This window comes from Nocardia jejuensis NBRC 103114, assembly GCF_001613145.1.
GTDB lineage: Bacteria > Actinomycetota > Actinomycetes > Mycobacteriales > Mycobacteriaceae > Nocardia > Nocardia jejuensis.
Window position 1 is genome coordinate 175,537 of sequence record NZ_BDBU01000025.1, and the last position, 19,678, is coordinate 195,214.

10 protein-coding genes and 1 pseudogene are annotated in these 19,678 nt (G+C 60.4%); 8 read left to right on the forward strand and 3 right to left on the reverse strand.

Annotation, left to right across the window (positions count from 1 at the left end; all coding sequences use genetic code 11):
- Window positions 1–885: 885 nt before the first annotated feature.
- From NJ1_RS21165 to NJ1_RS21185, 5 genes and pseudogenes are all read left to right on the forward strand, one after another.
- Window positions 886–1,158: a hypothetical protein gene (locus NJ1_RS21165; protein ID WP_067697191.1), complete on the forward strand. Its 273-nt coding sequence runs from the start codon at window positions 886–888 to the stop codon at window positions 1,156–1,158.
- A 16-nt stretch (window positions 1,159–1,174) separates the two neighbouring features.
- Window positions 1,175–1,828, forward strand: a pseudogene (locus tag NJ1_RS21170) (IS3 family transposase); the annotation flags it as partial.
- Window positions 1,829–2,199: 371 nt separating this feature from the next.
- Complete coding sequence (locus tag NJ1_RS21175) at window positions 2,200–5,433, forward strand: helicase-related protein (RefSeq protein WP_067697193.1); 3,234 nt, start codon at window positions 2,200–2,202, stop codon at window positions 5,431–5,433.
- Window positions 5,430–8,189, forward strand: coding sequence for a DUF1156 domain-containing protein (locus tag NJ1_RS21180; protein WP_067697085.1), 2,760 nt, complete (start codon window positions 5,430–5,432; stop codon window positions 8,187–8,189). The genes NJ1_RS21175 and NJ1_RS21180 overlap by 4 nt, the downstream gene beginning before the upstream one ends.
- Window positions 8,190–8,257: 68 nt before the next feature.
- Window positions 8,258–11,197, forward strand: coding sequence for a DUF499 family protein (locus NJ1_RS21185; protein WP_157574125.1), 2,940 nt, complete (start codon window positions 8,258–8,260; stop codon window positions 11,195–11,197).
- On the opposite strand, the gene NJ1_RS38295 is transcribed toward NJ1_RS21185, so the two are convergent.
- Together NJ1_RS38295 and NJ1_RS21200 are read right to left on the reverse strand one after the other, a co-directional pair.
- A complete protein-coding gene (locus NJ1_RS38295; protein WP_084478584.1) occupies window positions 11,184–14,207 on the reverse strand; it encodes a serine protease in 3,024 nt (1,007 codons plus the stop codon). The genes NJ1_RS21185 and NJ1_RS38295 overlap by 14 nt on opposite strands.
- A 14-nt stretch (window positions 14,208–14,221) precedes the next feature.
- The gene (locus NJ1_RS21200) at window positions 14,222–14,590 is read right to left on the reverse strand and encodes a trypco2 family protein (RefSeq protein WP_157574126.1); all 369 of its coding nucleotides are present in this window, start codon (window positions 14,588–14,590) and stop codon (window positions 14,222–14,224) included.
- Window positions 14,591–15,941: 1,351 nt separating this feature from the next.
- Between NJ1_RS21200 and NJ1_RS21205 the strand changes: the two genes are divergently transcribed.
- Together NJ1_RS21205 and NJ1_RS39305 are read left to right on the forward strand one after the other, a co-directional pair.
- On the forward strand, window positions 15,942–16,475 hold the full coding sequence (locus tag NJ1_RS21205; protein WP_067697093.1) for a hypothetical protein: 534 nt from the start codon (window positions 15,942–15,944) through the stop codon (window positions 16,473–16,475).
- Window positions 16,476–16,958: 483 nt separating this feature from the next.
- Window positions 16,959–17,942: a DUF6414 family protein gene (locus NJ1_RS39305; protein ID WP_157574127.1), complete on the forward strand. Its 984-nt coding sequence runs from the start codon at window positions 16,959–16,961 to the stop codon at window positions 17,940–17,942.
- A 468-nt stretch (window positions 17,943–18,410) separates the two neighbouring features.
- Here the strand turns inward: NJ1_RS39305 and NJ1_RS21210 are convergent, their stop codons facing one another.
- On the reverse strand, window positions 18,411–18,641 hold the full coding sequence (locus tag NJ1_RS21210; RefSeq protein ID WP_067697095.1) for a hypothetical protein: 231 nt from the start codon (window positions 18,639–18,641) through the stop codon (window positions 18,411–18,413).
- Between the two features lie 684 nt (window positions 18,642–19,325).
- Between NJ1_RS21210 and NJ1_RS21220 the strand changes: the two genes are divergently transcribed.
- Window positions 19,326–19,604, forward strand: a complete 279-nt coding sequence (locus NJ1_RS21220; protein ID WP_157574128.1) for an HDIG domain-containing metalloprotein — start codon at window positions 19,326–19,328, stop codon at window positions 19,602–19,604.
- Window positions 19,605–19,678 lie beyond the last annotated feature (74 nt).

The following is a 19,678-nucleotide window of genomic DNA, read 5'->3' on the forward strand; positions in this document are numbered from 1 at the left end:
AGGCACAGGTCACACCAATGGGTGAAGATAATCGCCGCTTATGGGGTCAAGTCGAAACACACGAAACACCCGATGCAACCAGCAGGTTCGCGTACGAGAACTGCTGAAACGACCTCGAATATTTGGTGAAAGTTTGGGACGGGGTCGAATCCGCCCGACCCCACTCCGAGCGCTAGCCCCCGCCACCACCCTCATCGCAGGCAAGGCCATGTAACTACACGGCGGCCTGGGCTACACGTGGGACAGCGGCATCCACATGCACCTCAAACGCACCACTCTCAACCGCTCCATCTTCGGTTCCCCCGCCGACCGTCGTAGACGCCTGGTCGCCCGCTATTCCGGCAGCGGAGACCTCCACGTCGCCGCTGCACGAAGATCCAGCGCAGGTAGGCTACGCAGTACCTGTCCTGCGGCTGAGATCACCTCGGAGAGTTCAGGAACGGCGAGGTGGATGACAGTCAGATCCCCCAAGGACGAAACCCCCTAGTCGAATCGCACTCCGACCGAATAGATCTCATACTGTCCAATGGCGTGATGCAGCCCGAACCTCTCGCGCATTGGCCGCCGGCGACGACATCTACATTGCGAGGGCGAGAAGGATATCCTGGCGCCCCACCACGCCCGTTTCATTGCCGCCTGCGGCGATGGCGAAGTCCTCGGCGTTACAACCAGACCACGCCGAATGGCTCCGCGGTGTCCGCTACGTCTGGATCGTTGTTGACCACGATGCCCCGACTACCAGCACGCACCCAAAATCGCTGACACACTGAACAATTTGGTCGCTGGGATCCGAATTGTCCAAGCACACGACAGCAATGATCTTACCGATCACTGAACCGTCACGGGTTGGGGCCGCTTCCTTCCTTGAGGAAGATGGTCTCCATCATGACGAAGCGTTACCCGCCCGAGGTCCGCGAGAAGGCCGTTCGTTTGGCCTTGGAACGACTCGATGAGTTCGAGAGGCTGCGAGTGTGGGTGAAAGAGGCCCTCGCCCAGGGCTCCCGGCCGGGCGGCAAGAGTGCGCCGGAGCTGTCGACGGCCGAGCGAGACGAGCTGGCGAAGCTGCGTAAGGAGGTTCGAGACCTCAAGCAGGCCAGCGAGATACTGAAATTGGCATCGGCTTTCGTCGCGCGGGAACTCGACCCGCGACACCACTGATCGTCGGGTTCATCGACGATACCGCCAGGTATATGGAGTCGAGTCGATTTTCCGTGCGCTGGCCGCGCACGGAATCCAAATCGCGCCGCGGACCTATCGCAAGGCCCGACACCGACCGCCGTCGGCGCGGGATATCGCAGATGCGTACGTGGAGAACGCATTACGCGATCTGGCAGGGCAGCCAGAACAGATGTACGGGCGTCGGAAAATGACCCGCTACCTGCACCGAAAAGGCCACGCGGTGGCATTCTGCACCGTGGACCGGATCATGCGAGAACTCGGCATGAACGGCATCGTGCGCGGCCGCAAGCTGCGCACCACGATCCCCGCCAAGAACGGGATCCGCGCCGGCGACAAGCTCAACCGCGACTTCACCGCTCTCGCACCGAACCGGGTGTGGGTCGCCGATTTCACCTATGTCTCGACCTGGACCGGATGGGCGTATGTGGCGTTCGTTTTCGACGCCTACTCCCGCGCCATCGTCGGCTGGACGACCGCCGCCACGAAAACCGCTGCACTGGTGTCGAAGTCCCTCAACATGGCCGTGTGGCGGCGTGATCATTACGGGCACCCGATCGAGCCCGGACTGATCCACCACTCGGGTGCAGGGTCGCGATACCCGTCGCCAACCGGCGCTGGTCTGAAACCGAAGCCGGTCCCTTACCCGTGACGGTTCACACTTCGGCGCTGGACACTACACCGACGAGCTCGAACCAGTGCCTGTTCTTGATGACTACTTCCGGAGAGCGAGCGGCCCCTGATCCCCTCGCCGGCAGCCAACAGGCCAATCTACTGTTCACGTCATGGGCCCGGCTCCAGAACGATCGGAGCATACGAGGGCCGAAGTGCTTGCGACAGAACAGATTGCGGACCATAGCTTCCCCTGTCCATCCGCACAGCCTCAGCCTGATCAACTAACACTGAACGACTACAGCGCCGATCAGCCCTACCTCCGTTGTTCGGCAACCGATCTCGATGGATCCGGCGGCGCATCGTAAGGTGTGGAGCAGCTAGAAGCAGCCGGTGTCGGGGGGAGTATGGATGACAGAGCTCTTCGCTCCGGGAAAACGAATCCGGTTGCCGCACAATCCGGATACCTGGCTTGTGGTCGACTTCGCACGACAGCTCCAGGACGGCGGCTGGATTCTCTACGCTGGACCGGACGGTCAGGATGCCCTTCAGAAGATCGCCCTGACTGCCGAACAGGCCGCGGAAGTGGAGACGCTGTCACTAGACAGTGGCGGTCGATCGTCTGCCGTAATCGCAGGATTGTGGACCGCTTGGCTGGCGGCTGTCGACTCGGATCCGGCCACGAGTCTGTTACCCTCGACGAGCCTGCGGCCGTATAGGCATCAGGTCGCCGCTGTATACGGAGCCATGCTGCCGCAGCCACGACTACGTTTCCTCCTCTGCGATGAGCCCGGAACAGGCAAAACCGTCATGGCTGGTCTGTACATCAGAGAGATGCAACGACTCGGAGCAATTCGGCGCGCACTCGTAGTTGTCCCAGCCGGGCTAGTCTCCAAGTGGCAAAGCGACATTGAACGATTCTTTGGGACACCCGTACGACGCATAACGGCGAACACTGCTCGCGAGCGCGCCCTAGAAGTCGAGCACGATCTGTGGATCGTCTCGATGGAACTGGCCGCAGTGAACATGAATGTCCAGGACGCCATCCATCCCGACCAGGCAGGGTGGGATCTCGTAGTTTTCGACGAAGCCCATCGTCTGACACCTACAGCACAGTCCTTACACAGGCTCGGACGGCTGCTGAGTCGCAGTCCCCGTGTGCTGGCGATGACGGCGACACCTCATCGCGGTTCGGAATGGTTGTTCCGCCATCTGCTCCACCTAGTCGATCCAGAGGTATACCCCGATCCGGGTGACGACCCTAAGCGCTCTTTGACGGCGCTCAGACCCGGAAGCGTGCACTTTCTCCGTCGAATGAAAGAAGACCTTGTCGACATCGATGGCGTGACGCCTCTGTTCACGCGGCGGCGCGCGACAAACCTACGAGTTCCACTCAATTCGGTTGAACACGCGGCATATACGGCAGCGCTGGCGCTAGTAGACCAGTACTTCCCTTCCCAGGCTCGTCCGCTCGCACGGATGGTTTACGGCAAACGTGCGGCTTCCAGCCTGCATGCGCTCGCGGAAACTCTGAGCCGCCGTACTCTTAACATGGGCGCAATGTCGCCCGTCGAAGCGGCGGCCACAGCGGACCCGTACGGAGAAGACACTGCTATCCGCGATGAGGCACGTGTCACCTTCTCGGATTCCACAGCACCACGCTCCGAGCAGTCCGCGGTCCGCTCACTGCTGTCGGACATCTCGACAGCGCTCGGCGGCGCCGAGTACGTGCCCTCGAAGTGGTCCGCGCTGATGGAAACATGCTTGTGGGAAAACGGAATACGGCCTAACGGAACAGAGCAGGCGGTGATCTTCACCGAGTTCGCCGATTCCGCGGTATGGATCGTCCGACGGCTGTCAGCGAGTGGATACGACGCCCGTATCTACAGCGGTCGGCTTACGTCCGCCGAACGAGACGAAGTTCGAAGGGCCTTCATGGCCGGCTTGTTTCAGATTATCGTCTCGACCGACGCGGGTAACGAAGGGATCGACCTACAAACTGCTCACGTACTGGTCAACTACGACATTCCATGGTCTCTGGTGCGACTGGAACAGCGGATGGGTCGAATCCATCGAGTCGGACAAACCAAGGACGTCGAGCTGTACAACTTGGTCGCTGCTGGCACGCGCGAGGGTGACACACTATTAAGCCTGCTCGAGAACTTCGTAACGGCCGCAAACGAACTGGGAGGCAAGATGTTCGACAGCTTGTCGTTAATAGCTGAACTCGCGGCCGTCCCCTTCGGGGAGTGGCTGCAGACAATGTATGGCGACGACGAGCCGGCGAAACGTTCCATTGCCCAGGCCGCAAAGCAGATCAAAGCGGCTGATCTGAAACGACATGCCGAATCCTCTTTTCGGCAGGACAACGCCATTAGCACGGCACTCAGCTCGAAATCCCTTATTGCCCAATCCAATCATGATCTAGGTGGCGCAATCACGCCTGCAATCGTCGGAGCGTTTCTGCAGCGGCTCTCGACAGCCGACGTTCTGCGGGCATCTCATACGGCCGCAGGCGAGGGCATACTTCAGCTCGATTCGACGAACCCACTGCCGATGAGTTTGGGTGGTCGATCGCAAGTCCTAGTATCCACGGAAATCGTCCCCCCGAGCACTGAAATGACGATCGCCGACGCATCAGCCATCGTTCCGCTGCGACCTGGCACCGTGGCTCTGAATGACCTTCTGGACATGTCAGCACGCTATCTGGCACCGGAGATGTATCGAGGAGGCGTTGCTGCGGATCCACTCGCGTCGACAGCGTACGAGCTCCTGCTCTTTGCTTCCGAATTGGCCTCCCCTTCCACCCGGAGGACCACACCGTGGTCGGCGTTGATCCGTGTCGATGCCAACGGGGATGTGCTTCATGTCGGCTGGGAAGTCGTGGGCAATCTCATAACAACCGAATCCACACCTGCGCCGAATGAGCCTCTCACAGCCGAACTGGCCGAGAATGAGGCGCGCCATCAACTTGCCCATGTTGTGGCACGGTGGCGCGAAGAGCGCCATGAATGGTTGGCGACGGCTAAACGCGAGCTCACGGCTCTACCCGTCAACCTGACCCTGGATATCGATTCCCGTAGCGAGCGTATCGCTGCGCGCGATCGTCTTGCGGCTGTGGCGGAGGACAGGCTCGATCATCTCGAGCGACTCTGCTGCCTCGACGCCGAGCCACCACGGCTGCTGGCACGCCTACAGGTTGTTCCGACTGCGACACCGGAGATCTCCCGCCATCGGCGAGCCGATGCGATCGCCTGCAGCCGCATTCGTCAGCATCTCACCGAGGCCGGATGGCAAGTCGATGACACATGCGCAAAGGGCCGTGGATTCGACCTGCTCGCCACACGCGGTTCCGAGTACAGACTCATTGTCGCCAAGGGAATCTGGAGCAATGCAGACACCGGATCGATCCTGATTCGCGGTGACGAATTGCTTCTAGCCGCCCAGTTTTCCACCGACCACTGGTTGTACGTGGTCGAGTCGTGTGGCGATGGGCTCGGTTCGATCATCGGAACAGCCCGAGATCCGTTGTCCGCGTTGAATATAGATCTCGACAACCGGGCCTACTTCGAGCTGCCCGGAACTGCCTTGCGCGACAGGCTCATCGCTGCATCCAACCATTCCGCCGAGAAGGAGTCCGCATGACCCGCATGATCGAACGCTGGTTTCCCTGCACGGAGGTCAGCGAGACTTCGAAGGTGGGTTGGGGTAGCGGCAATACCGAAGCGGGCTTGTGGGTGTGGTTCGCGAAACGGCCTACAGCGCAGGCCAGGGCTGCCGTACTGACCAGCCTGCTGCCCTGGCCGGAGGACGAAGCCGACCAACTGAGACTACAGCAGGCTGTGCGCGAGCTTCTCGCAGTCGACCGCCCCGCCAGAATTCGTGCGGCGCAACTGAATGGTGGGGCCATGTCGGTGATCAGGTCAGCCCTGTCCGTCAGCTGTCCCGACGGTGCCCGGGTGCTCGACCCATTCTCTGGGCGGGCCATGATCCCGTTGGAAGCAGGACGTCTCGGCTTGGAGGCCGACGGCATCGACTATTCACCGTTCGCTGCCCTCGGCGGATACTTGTTGGCGCAGGCACCTTTTCAGGACTACAGCGCCGAATCGTCAATTCCCTACCCCGCTGCGGGAGAGGAGACCGATGATCGGCTTGTCTCCGATGTGGCGTCATTTCTCGCCGAGGTAGGCCGCCGCTATACAGCCAGTATGACGGAGTTCTACCCTCGCAATACTGACCGCGCCTACCCATGGGGCTACTTGTGGGCGTCGACCCTGCCTTGTGAGGAATGCGGACGACGCTTTCCGCTTGTCGGTGAGCTGTGGCTGCGGCATCCCCGGGCAGGTAGGGCATCCTACGACGAGGATCTGGGCCAGAGTTTCGAAATCAGCGTCGATCGCATCGCTGGCACGTTCAGGGCAGAGCCGCATCCCGGAATGCCGCACGGATCACCGACGCGGGTATTCGCGGGGAAGAGCAAGTACGCCTCCGACGGCAGAGTCGCGGTGTGCCCGTTCTGCGAGCACGTGCACAGCAAGGCCGCTCACACCCGGCTCAGCGCCGAAGGGTTGCGGCGGGACACACTGCTTATCGCAGCGGATATCGCCCTTGGAGGAATGAAGGTATACCGGCAACCGACAGAACAGGAGCGGCGAGCAGCCAAGCGGGCCAGCCTTGCACTGGCGGAAGAAGTGCCATTCGCCGGAATGCCCGCCCGCCCTGACGAACTCATTCCGGCCGGGAACACCTGGACTATTCAGTCGGTCAACTATGGCGACCGCTGCTATGGAGACTTGATTTCGGATCGGCAGACGTTGGGCCTGATCCATTTAGCCCGGGCCATCAACGATCTCGGAGCGGAATGTCTGCAGGCCGGGGTTTCCCCCGAATATGTGCGAGTGCTCAGCGGATACGCGACTGCGGCCATGATGCGGAAGATCCGGCGTTCGACTCGAGGTAGCCGCCTTGAAGTACCGAAGCAGCTTGTCGGTGATGTCTTCGCGAACCAGTCGGCAATCCTGCACGCCTACGACTGGTTCGAGCCAGGATTGTCCGACGGCCCCGGATCATGGGCATCGCTAGCCAAGAAGACGGTGCAGACTCTACGCAGCATTACACGGCGCGGGCATGCCAGGCCAGCACAGATCCAGCACGGCAGCGCCCTCGTTCTCCCGTATCGAGACGAATTTGTTTCCGCTGTGGTTACGGACCCGCCATATGACGACATGATCGATTACAGCGACTCAAGTGACCTGTTCTACGTTTGGGCCAAACGGGCGATGGCCACCGCCGATTTCGCCCTGTCACTGACCTCCCATCCGAACGGCGTGCAGGACAAGGCGGACGAGATCATCGTCAAGCGCGGTGGCGGGTCCGCTGGCGACCACCGCACCAAGGTCCACTACGAGAAAATGATCTCGCGGGCCTATGCCGAAATGCGGCGTGTGGTCGCCGCGGACGGGGTGGTGACCATCGTCTTCGGCCACGGCGACGTCGAGGTGTGGAACCGGATGCTTACCGCACTCGACCGCGCCAGACTGGTAATGACCGCCTCGTGGCCAGCCAAAACCGAGAGTGGCGGTGGCGGCGCCGGCTCCTCGAATATCGTCACGACTGTCACCATGGCATGCCGCCCCGCACCGCTGAATCGGGAGATCGGCCGACTCGCCGTCGTCGAAGGTCAGATCAAAAGGGTTGTTGCGGAACGCTTCCGACTCTGGGAGCGATCCGACCTAGCGCGCGGTGACATGCTCATGGCCGCATGCGGTCCAGCCATGGAAGTTGCGGGCCAGTACGAGCGCATACTTAACAATGTGGGCGAGCCTGTGGACCTGCTGGAACTCTTGGGCACCGCGCGTCGGGCGGTTCAGGAGAACGCGCTCAGCAAGATCGACACAGTACCGCTGGGAGACTTCGACGAGCGCACCCAGTTCGCTCTATGGTGGGTCGAAGTCAACCGCCGACAGCAGGTACCGAAGTCTGAACTACGCTGGGCTGCACTGGCATCCGGGCTTCCAGAGGATGTGATCAGAACATTGGTGAAAGTGGATAACAAAGGCTGCCGCTTTATCCGCTCTGATCAGTTCACGACGCGCCTGCACAACGACAGTGCCGCCATCGACATCGCGCTCGCTCTGGCTCGCGCCTGGCGCGCTGGCGACCTGCAGGACGTTGCTAACGAGTTGGCCGCATCGGGAAAAGAGGGAGACGACGAACACATCTGGGCCACAATCGCCTTCCTCAGCGCGAAACTCCCCGAAGCCGATCCCGACACGCTGGCCTGGGCTGAGCTCACGCGAGTCCGACGGAGCATCATCGCAGCTGCCCATAACCTGACCGGTGGTCGAGCAGAACAGACTGGAGCACCTCAGATGACGAATCATCAAGTGCCACTGTTCTAATGGCGATTGCCGTGACAAGATCACAAGCGCCAGTTGCTCACAACTGAATCAGCTTCGAAGGGGTGTCTGTGCAGGGGAAGATCTCGACTCCGTGGTGGGACGTATTGCGCCTGCGCGAGGAGATCCTCGACAAGTCTGGAATCGTCGGCGACACCCAGGTTTCGCTCTTCAAAGTCACTCACGGTGAGGGTCGCAGTCGGCCGGCGTACGGCAAAGCCGACTACTACGGCGAGATCACCTACCCGACAACACAACTCATCGAGCTGCTGGCGAAGATTGCCATACGCCTCGGCGGTGGCGCGCACGCCGACCAGGTTCGTGCGTTGACCCGACTAGACCAGGGCATGGGAGGAGGCAAGTCTCACGCATGCATCGGCGCCTGGCATCTGGCCACGAACCCGAAAGCCTTGGCGAAAACTGATATCGGCAGCAAGGTATTCGATCGAGCCGAGCAGGCATTGGGCCGCAGGTTGCCACGGGACCTGAAGAACCCGCACATCGTAGTGCTGTCCTGCGACAACATGGCCGTCGGCGAGGGCGAGACAAAATTCGACGGCCCGTACGCAAAAAGCCTGTACGAACGCTTCCTCTGGCGACTATTCGCTGCTGAGCCCGATACGCAAGAAGACCTATACCACAGCTACAGCCCCTACGGCGGCACCAAGGCCAAGCTCAGCGAGGCGATCAACGCCGTCAAACGGCCGGTTCTCGTCATCATCGATGAAGTCCTCACCTACATCGGCGACAATCTGGAAGCGGCCGACGACAATCTCAAGGCCAAGGACATGGCCTTCTTACGAGCGTTCACCGAGGCCATCGGTGATGCATCAAACGCTGCGGCCATTGTGGTGATGATCAACTCTGAACATGATCTGAGCGAGCTAGCAGGGCGCGGTCCGGAACGGCGCGCAGACCTCGAGGCCCACCTGCAGCGCAATGGCGATACCACCACTGTGAACGAGAACGCCGACTTCAGCGCTATCCTGCGCCGCCGCCTATTCGAGCAGCCGGATGACGGAAAACTGGAGCGGGCGATCGCCACAACGGTGGGACAGTTCCAACCTGTGCTTGCCGAGGATGCCTGGCGATCAAAGGTTTTCGGAGTAGCCAACGCGCCGTGGATCCCACAATTCGCCGCAGAGGTCGCCCGAACCTATCCATTCCACCCGCAACTGATACATCTTGCCGAAGACGAGTGGTCTAGCCTATCTGGCTTTCAGCAGGTTCGATCCACGATGAAGATCTTCGCCGCCACCGTACATGCACTCGCCACCCGTGTCACGAAAGATGAGTGGGTACCACTTCTGATCGGACCGGGCGATGTCCCTCTCTCCGACCAAGTGGTCCGAGATGCAGTGATCAGCTCAGGCCTCATCACTGATCTTCAGACCCAGGGAAACTATCGCTCCATAGCGCAAAGCGACATCGTCTCCCTCGACGACGCCGACGGAGCCGCCCGTCGCATGGATCTCGAACGCACGGAGGCGTCTTGGATTCATAGCAACCCCAGAGCCGCCGAACGAGCTGCGACGATGATCTACCTCGCATCGATTGTCGGCTCACGCGGGGGCAGTCGCCGCGGTGCCTCCGACCCCGAAGTCAAAGCCGCGACTATGGTGCCCGACCTCAGCTACACCTGCGCAGCCGCTGATAGCATCGTCCACTCTCTCACGGACGGTACCGACGCTAACTGCCTCGCCACAGTCGAAATCCTCCCTGGCATAGGCGGTCAGCCCCGCCGCTACTTCCTCAACACCCGGCAACGCCTGACCATGATGGTCCGAGCAATGCGCGCCGCGGTCACTGATGCCGACCGAGACCAGATTATCGTCGAACGCATCCGGGCGAAGGCCAAGCAGGGACAATTCCAGGATCTCAGGGTCATTCGGGCCGAGACCACGCTCGACCCTCGGTCGCTTCTCGTCAAGTCCGATTTAGACAAGGCGCGGTTGACACGGCTGGTTATTCTCGACCCTGCCGCCTTCACCCTCGGCAACGGAACCGAATCCGCAACAGTTTCTGCAACCAGAGCACTGTTCGGACTAGGTGCGGAACGTATTTCGGTAGGGTGGTCCTCGTCACTGGTCTTCCTCTTGGCAACTGCCAGGGGGCGTAAGCACGCGCGCCAGTTCGCTGCAGACTATCTGGCCAGGGAACGCGTTCGTACAGGCCCAGAGGCCGCTGACGACCTCGATCTCTACTCACGCGTCAACGAGGAATGCGAAGACTTCTGCGCTCGCCTCGACGAGTCGATTGCCCGCGCGTTCCAACATGTTCAGTACCTGTCACAGCCAGACGTCGGGGTTGAGCGCACCGTCGAGACGATCAAGATCGATTCGGGAACCCTGGATGGCGACGAAGTGTGGGAGGCTCTTGCCAAGGCGCAGAAGGCATTTCGTCCGAAAGCATTCACCGCGACCGCCTTGCTCCACAACCTACGCGACGGTGATTACCAGCGCCCGCTCTCGGAGATCCGCGATGCGTTCTGGAACACCCCCAGGCTCGGATTGCTACCTGGCGGCGAATCCGATTTGAAGCAGGCAATTCTCGATGCCGTGCAACAAGGGCTGCTACACATCGTTCGCGGCGATGGTGAAGCTGTTATCGTCAGCGATCTCACAGGAATCAATTTCAATGCGGCGACGTACCGGCTCGCTAGGCCCGCACCACCGGATCCACAGCCAGCCGTAGAGGATGCGAAAAGTTCCGCACCGCAAGGGAAGAATGCGGTGGCATCGAACTCCGGAAAGCCCGCCACGTCTGCGACGTCCCAACCGGTGGAAACAGAACAGATCCTGGCGTTTACTCTCATGAAGAACCTGGCTAACGACCCCAGCAGCACAGACCTGCTGGCACAGGTTTTCCGGAGGTTGTTCGACCTGATCGATCGGGAAGCGATCACCTTCCTTCAAGGCACGATGCAACTCCACCTGCCATCCGATCAGGCTGGGGATCTGGCAACCCTCATCCGAGAACTCGGCATCGCCGTCAACGTCAGAGACAAGTGAAGTCCGCGCCTACTATCTGATCGGATACCGGTCGCCGCTCCAGCCACAATCCGAGCACCCTGCGGATGAAGGCGGCGACCGGCCAATACGCCAAGGGTATTTGGTCCAGGATCTCCGCGACCGCTGCTTGCACCCGCGAATCTCTCAGTGCCACATCGAGACTGGCCAGGTCTGGCACCGCCGACGATTCGAGGCGGACCACCGTACTGCCGTCCATGGCGCGGCTAAGTTGCATCTCACCTGCGAACAATATCTTGGAGACATGTTCGAGGATCCGATCGGTCTCCTCGATAGAGGCCGCGCTCCGAGGCAGCGACCCGCAAAGCTCGCTGATTGTCAGCAACTTCTCGTCATCGACCTCATGCGCGAATACGCGCAATGAGCTGAGGGGGTGGACGGCTGCGAGCGTCACAACTGCCGAACGATACTCGGTGTCGGCTGTTTCCAAGTCGGCGAGTACACGGTTCAGCCGGATCCGCGACCGCCCTACGAGGGGTCCGGACTGAATTGCCCACAACCCACACAGCATGAGTGCGCTAACCGCAGAGAGCCCCTTGGCTCCAAGGTCAGACTCAATCTCCGCGTCTACCATCACACTAACCTCGGATGTCCGCGTGATGGCATCGGCTATCACGTCGGCGAGTGTTCTCAGATGCAGTCCTGGTGGTTGCCGAATTAAGTGGAGAGCTTCCCTCACCAGCAGCTTCTCAAGAACGGGGACCTTATCGGCAACCCGTTCCCACAACAGATCCATCGCCAGGTGCGCGCTTGACCGCAGGCGGTACTCAAAGTAGCCGGTCTCGGCTGTGCGTACGGCATTCAGAACGGAATCACCGAGATAGGGTTTCTCGTCGACGACGCGGGCCGCAGCAAGCAGCCATGTGTCTCGCCAGTGCGCTGACGCCGCCAGTATTGTCAGGTTCGCAATGACATCAGCATCCGGGCGGTTCGTAATCCACCGCGCCGCCATAAATTCCTGCAGGCTGCGAACTACGAACGCAATGCTGTTCCCTGGGCGATCGGTCAACAGTGCAAGGCGGTCTACGGCCAGGCGAGCCAACTCTTCAGCCACCTCATCGTCCCCCGAGTAGCCAAGGGATCTCAACAGATTCGCTGCCAACTCCTGCAACTGGACCGTCGAAAGCGCAGCTTCCGCACTACCCTGCTGTTCCGAACGCATTTGCAGCAGCATCCCTGCGCGTTCGTGCAGTGCATGTAGATGACTCGCATGTGCGAAGATCAGCCGTGCATCGGTGCTGTTCTTTTGCTTCTCGCGGTTGAAGACTATTTCGTAATACTCTCTGAATAGGGCATACCGATTCCGTGGAGGCACGGGTAACTTCTCCAACAGCAGGGTCATGATCGTCACTTGAAGTGGCGTACCAATCAGCCGTACCAGCTGATCGTCCCTTACTGCTCTGGTCACCCGCGACGTGACTTTATCTTGCTGGTCAAGGTCTCCGGAATGGCGGACCGCAATTATCCGTTCGGCGTAAGCGAGTGCCTCGTCTGGCCACAGAGAGCGCAACTTCACCACATCGTACCGGTCCGAGTCGAATTCGTTGCCATATCCTTGTTCTCGACTCGTGATCACAATCAGTACATCTGCATCGCGGTCAAACACCCTGGCTCGAAACTTGACGATCTGCCGCATGACCGCCTCGCGCGCGTGCCGGTCGGATACTTCATCGAACCCATCCAAAACCACCAGCCAGGGGCGCTGCTCCAACCAAAGGGTCAAGTCCTCAACTGTGATCGAGCCAGTTGCCCTCCTGCTTATGCGATCAGAAACGTAGCGTATCAAATGAAGATCGGGATTATCGGCCAATCGGTCCGCATATGCATCCAGGCTGATATAAACGGGCCACCGCTTTACAGCGGGAGCTTGCGAATCGAGCCGATCGAGCACGCCACCCAACAGCTCATCACGGAGGGCGCGAGCCTCGGGAGTTATCCGGGTTTTTTCACCCACAAACAACGCCGCTCGATAGATCTGACAAAGCAGTTGAGCTAGAGTCGTTTTACCCTGGCCCGGCCCACCCAAGACCACGATACTGCGCGGGTCTTCAACCATCCGGCTAGGACGCGAGTGCTGATCTCCGCGCGCTATGACATAGGCAGCGGCGCCTCCTGCATCATCACCATCCTCAAGTGCCTGAATCGGCAGATCTATCGCAATAGCTGTCAGCGTCAACTTTTGGTCGGTGCCACCTGCATGCCCGAGATCCACAGTGGTGGAGTCGGATAGATCATCGGCCAGTTGGCCTCGGATAATGGGGCCTATCCCAGCCGCTCCTCCGAAGAACCCTCCGCGGTCGGAAAGAGCCTTCGACTCCGGAAAAGTCGGTAGAGCGGATGCCTCCCCCACACCAAGCCCCAACCAGAATCTCTGCCGCAGTTGAGGATCGAGGCGATCGATCGCGGAAATCGGTGTGAACGTCAGCGATCCGTCACCCTCAGATAGGGCGTGGTTGCGCAGAACACCGATTACATGCCCTCGATGAACCACGACCCCACCCGACGCGCCTTGCCATGGACTATCTTGTTGCTCTAGCGATCCAGCCGGCGAAGGTACACCCTGAGGCAAGGGCGACGTGAATTTAAAGGTCAACAGCGGCACTCCGTGACCACGCAGTCCGCTGAGCTCTCCCGTCGGCACATACCCGTCTAGCTGAGCACGGCCACGTTGCTTCTTCCAAAGCGGAAAGGCCAGAACACGACAGTCATCAAGCTTGCTCGCATAGGAAAGGTCGATCCGCGCACACGGCATCGGTTCGAGTGCACGGAGACCCGGAACCTCGAACACCGCCAGGTCGATCCCGACATTGCGGGTGCGCACAAGTAGTTTGGCCGGAAATTGATCTTTTCCCACGATAACGTGGTGATCCGCTCCATCGACGCAATGGTCAGCTGTCAGGACATAATGGCCATTCACCCAAAGCCCCGACCCTCGTCGCCAGCTACCCCCGTGAAAACGCCGAAGCAACACCGCCCGTTCGGTTTCCAGCACTGGTCAGCTACCCACTACCGATCGTCGGAAGAGCTTAACGCGATGCCAGTATCGTCATCCTCCGCGTCGATGAAGACCTCCTCGAAGCGCTGCCCGTTCTGATCGAACCCTACCGGCTGCAGCGTCATCCTCACGGTTTGCGTGGCAACAGACTCACGCGCCAGCTCGCCCCCCGCGTCAACCAGCCACCACTTGATCCCACCATGAGCTCTGCCTCCGGACGTCACCGCGACTTCAAGCGTCAGCTCAACCTCTAGGGGCTTAAACCGCAGAGCCTGCTCGTATCCGTCTCCCCACGCCTGGATCAATTCCTGGCGGAGCGCTTCGATCGCAGTCGACAGCGGCACTCGCCCTTTCAAGACATCTCCGGCTTCATCGGCCACAGCCACACCTCCCGTACGCAGACACTTCTCTCCCTGAAATCATAAGGGCCACAGAGATATTACCCAACCGAAGTACGGATCCCGAGCGACCGCGAGGGCTACTCGGCATGATCTGAGAAGACCTGTCCTGCAGCGACGATGTCAGCATCGCGACCACGCAACCATTGGGAACATCCGAGTTTCTCGGTACACCGTGATCCACGATGACTACTTGGGAATTCGCTGCGGCTCTACCCTATGACGGGTTGTCGAAATCGCTCCCACGCTGCGGATGTCGGGCGGTTTACGAGATCCTGGCAGATGCGGCATCCTCTGATCGGCGCACCGGGTTCGGGGAGACCGGCGGGATGTCGATGAGCGCCTGCGGTCGGCCGCGCGCTTTCATGCGAGTCCACCTGCGCTCCAATACCATCCATTCATCCTTCGGCGAGAAGCGCATACATGCTCTTGTTTTCGCTTCTCTGCGCGCCCCGGAGGCAAGTGCGAAGCAGGTCTCAGCAGCGAGAAGCTGGCTGTTATAATCGAATTCGAGCTGGTGGTGACGCCGTCCTCCGAGCGGTGTGCTTCTTCTGCAAGCCATTGGTGCACGAATCCCCGGGGTAGATCGACCAGCGCCAAGGCGTGGCCGGGCGGGATGGGCATCTGCCGGAGGACGAAGGTATAGAGATCGGTCGGGGCGGATAATAGGCGGTCGGTGACGGATGCGAAGACGATCGCGCGGATGGCCCGGTCGCGACAGGGCCTGCTGGCCCGCGCGGCGAAATGCAGTTGGTGGTCGGAGCCGTCCCCGTACAGCGATGACCTCGCGATGGCGCCTCCTCACGCCGAGCGGACGCGCCTCCTGTCACCAAAACCGAACGGCCTCTAGCGCTTGGCTTGACCACCGGTTGGGGAAGCGGCGAGGCCGAGACCGCCGAAATCAGATCGCCCGGTGTTCGGCAAGGTGGGTTGGAAGAGTCCGTGGAAGTAGCCGAACCTCGACAAGACCGGTCGACAAACGATCAGCGGCGAATTCTTGGGGTTTCTTGGAACAGGATCCAATCAAGTGACCAAAAAATGTAGCCCCCGACCAGATTTTCTGGTCAGGGGCTACATTTAGGCTCCCCCATCTGGACTCGAACCAGAAACCTGCCGGTACTTTCGGCGCTCCGCTGTCGTCTGCCGATATCCCCGAAACTCCGCTTCTGCCAACATATTTCACCGCTCATTCCCCAGTGCGGTCTGCGGTTGTCCTCCAGATCGCCCGGTGTTTGTAGTGGAAAAGTAGTGGGTGGGTCGTGAGCGCGATACGCGGGCCACAGACGCGCAAAGCGATACCCAACCCCGCCTGGATCTCGTAGGGTTTGGTCGCGTGACGGTACGAGCCTGGCTTGCCGGGGACGAGTTCGATCTACAGGACCTTGCGACATACTTCGCAGCAGGCCACGTCGTGGTAGCCAAGGAAGGCGATGAGTACTACCTGGGCGCCACCGCGTTGGACGAACGGACCGACGAGCCGATCCAGCAGGTAGCAGCGCGGCTACTCACGCAGGTGAACGGTGTTGGTCGCGTGATGGACTTTGGCTTCCGCCCCGTCCAACTTACTGGTCGGTACAACGACGGCGATGCAGTGATCGTCGTGGTAGATGCGCACTTCGGAGCCCGAGGGCGGCTAACTGCTTCAGCGGTAGTTGTGGGCGACGAACAGGCCACGCCTACATCTCCTCCACCAGGTCCGATGTACCTGGAATCAGCCACGCGAGTCGGGGAGATCGCTGAGGTTTTGGCGCTCATGGGTCAACCCGTCCGGTTCGGCTGGGTTGAGATGTACAAGGTGTTCGAAATTATCGAGGAGCGAGTACCGAAGGCTGTTCGGCAATCCCGTCTGGGGAATCACTACCGCTGACGAGAAGCGCTTCGGACAGTCCGCGAATCACCCAGGGACGGGCGGAGAGTTCCCCGAGACTCGGCATGCACGAATGAAGGGTGAGCTGAAGGGGACGAGGTGGCTAGAGCCCGAAGGCCGCCAGTTCATCTCCCGGATCGTTGCCCTATGGCTGCGCTGGGAAGCCGAACAGCAGTCTTAGATGACAGGCGGATCCCCTACGCCGGAGCTGAACTCGCGACCAACCGTGGCATCTGGATTGCTCGGACGCTGTCACCGTAGTTGCCGTTGTCGTCGGAAAGGTTCAAGTGGTGGACCGCAGATCGGGCCGCCCGCTCGTTCGGCGCACACATCGCGGGTCGACTCGCTCGTAGCGGCGTGAGTGTTGGGAACCATCCGCGCGGAGAGCTCGTTGCCAGCGGCAGGTGGTTGATCCTGGCCGCCGGTGCTCGGTTTTTGACTTGACAGCAAAATGACGCGTATGAGAAAGGGCCTTGAGCGAAAGTGGCGAAGAATCAGGACAACAGCAATGGGCGTACTCGAATGCCGGTGATTCATCCAATCTATTTGGACACCCCTATGCTGCTGAGCTTTATTGCAACCATCGAAAATGGCTTCAGCATGTCGGCTGAAGTAACAGAGGCACAGAAAGCTGCATCAACATCCGAAGGTAGCGGCCAGGGAGGAGCGGGGACAGGGGAAATCGTTAGCGCGCTCGGGTTGAAACTCGATGCGTCTGGCAAGTACTCTCGAACCAGTGGTGATGACCGTTCCGCTGAGCAACGTTTCAAAAAAGAACACACTGCCGCCTCGCTCTTCAATCGACTTTATTCTCAACTTAGCGAATCCAACCTTGTTACCGAAATTGCGAATTCAGACAACCTGCAGGCCGTAAAGATTGGCGACATCGTTGAAATTGTGGGCGTAATCTCCGAAAATCCAGCTGAGCAAATCTTGAGGACGATGGATCGCTTCCTTCCGTTCGTCTCAAAATTTGCCCACGGCGATGCCGCGGAGCAGCCCACGCCAAACCGGGATCAGCGCCGAAACCTCAGCCGTGCCCAGCGTGAGCAGTTGGAACGTGAGACCGCCCAACTGGCCGGAGGCCAGGGCAGCCTGAATGAGACCGCCGCATTGGTTGAGCTCCTTCGAAAAGATCTCAAAGAATCACCTATTGTGGATTTGACGCTGAAAAGCAAGGGCGTATCTGCGATTCTAACTGCCAGTCGAGAGTTTTTTTCACAGGAATCGGCTGCCATGCTGGTCGGCGGAACATTCTATGCCTTGGGCAAGGTCACAGGGGTAAATGACGATCCAGATTCCGACACCAAAGTCATGAGGCGCGGCGCGGTGGCCGGTATGTCACCCGTGGTTGATGGGTTTGTTGAGTTTGGGAAAACTATGGGTTCCATGCTTGATCTTCCACCGATGGAAATTTCCCTGCACGGTCGAAGCCTTCAAATTATCCCGTTGGCAATCTTCATATAGATGTAGATGCCGTACGTGCATACAGGCGCGATTGTAAATCGCGCGGTAGCGCCCTCAGAGAATTCGGCGCTTTGGTCGCAACGCGGAACTCCGTGGGGATCCGGAGACTGTTCTTCTCCTTGCTTCCTCATACAGGCCATCCTCTGTGGAGGGAGGGCGTGTCAATGATGGCGCAGCCACCGCGTAGCGGACACCGACAGGTGGTCCTTTACTCGTTCTCCCGGAGCGAGATCATCAGGCCGCTGAGGAGGCGGGGGTTACCCACCGCGCCAAAGGTGTTCGGCAATCCGGGTGTTGGTGCCCGCTCCCCGGTGCGGAGGGAAAGGAAGCATCCGCACCGGGGGCGAGCCTTCCCCGGGTGCCCAGTCCGGGGAAGCTCTACGGCCTGGAGTCGGCGTCGGTGGCGACCCGCTGTCCGGCGTCGTTGCCGGTGGCCGGGAAGAGGGGGCCGAAGCCCCCTGGATCGGGTTAGGTGACGTTGAGGCCGCAGCCGTTGCACAGCAGCAAGGTGCCGTCGAGGTACCAGGTGGTGTCGAAGGGGCCGGTCTGGCAGGTCTCCGGGATGAAGGTCCACTGGGGGCCGATGAAGTGAGCGATCAGGCGACCGGGGGCGATGTATTCGCCGTTGTGGTGTGCGGGCGGGAACGGGTCCCAGATGGCACCGAGGCTGGAGAGGTCGGGGGTGAAGTCGCTGAGCATGATTGGGGTCCTTTCCGGTGGGGCGGTGAATCTGGGCTCGCCCTGACCGTGCGCAGGAGACCCGGGGAAGGATGGGCTTGCCCACCGCGCAGCGGCGTGTCCTTCCCCGGGTCTCCTGGGTGCGGTATGCCTTCGGCAGATTCATCGCCCCACCGGAAAGGACCCGGCACGCACCAGTGACTTCACCCCCGGGCCACGTAGATGGCACCGCGGCGTATTCCCGCCCGTACACCACGACGGTGGATGCATCGCTGATGCGGGGACTCGATTACCGGAGCACCGCTGGCCGTTCACCCCTGAGACCGGGACGTGACGACTACACCGCGGTACCGGCCAAACGTCCTGCTGTGCAACGGCTGCGGCCTCAACGTGACCTGCTCCTGTGGACTGCAGCGGCCCGTGGTGACCAACAACGCGACTGCGGCAGGTGGCATCTCAGAGGCAAGCGAGCGGAGCTCGTGCGGCAGCACCGTTCAGCAACCGCGACAGATCGCGATCCAACCGATCGATGCGGAGTGCCGGCCGAAGGGACGCAACAGTTTCCGGCGGTGAGGGTGCGGCGGCGGCGCGCACGCGCCGCCCTTGAACCTATATAGCGAAATTCAGCAACGAGCCACGATGCAAGCGTGACGGGTTGGCTTGAGACACCAGGCAGCACTTGCGAGACGCGTAGCATGGCCGATCGTGGATGCTGCTATGCGGGAATTGCTGGTGCCGCTGACGGACTCGCGGCGTGCTCACACCATAGAGGTGAGCCGCAAGGTTGAGCATGCCGCGCATCAGGTGCCCGAATCGCTGCGCGATGAAGTGACTACCGCGGCGTACCTCCACGATGTGGGCTACGGGTATCCGGTTTCAGGGTTTCACCAGCTCGACGGCGCCGAGCGCTTACGGACTTGTGGCTACTCGCCGATCGTCTGCTATCTGGTCGCATTCCATTCGGCCAGCACAGTGGAGGCATAGGTCCGAGGAATCGATCCGACCAAACTCGACCAGTTTGCCCTTCCCTCGCACATCCCGGGTATCGAGGTCGCTAA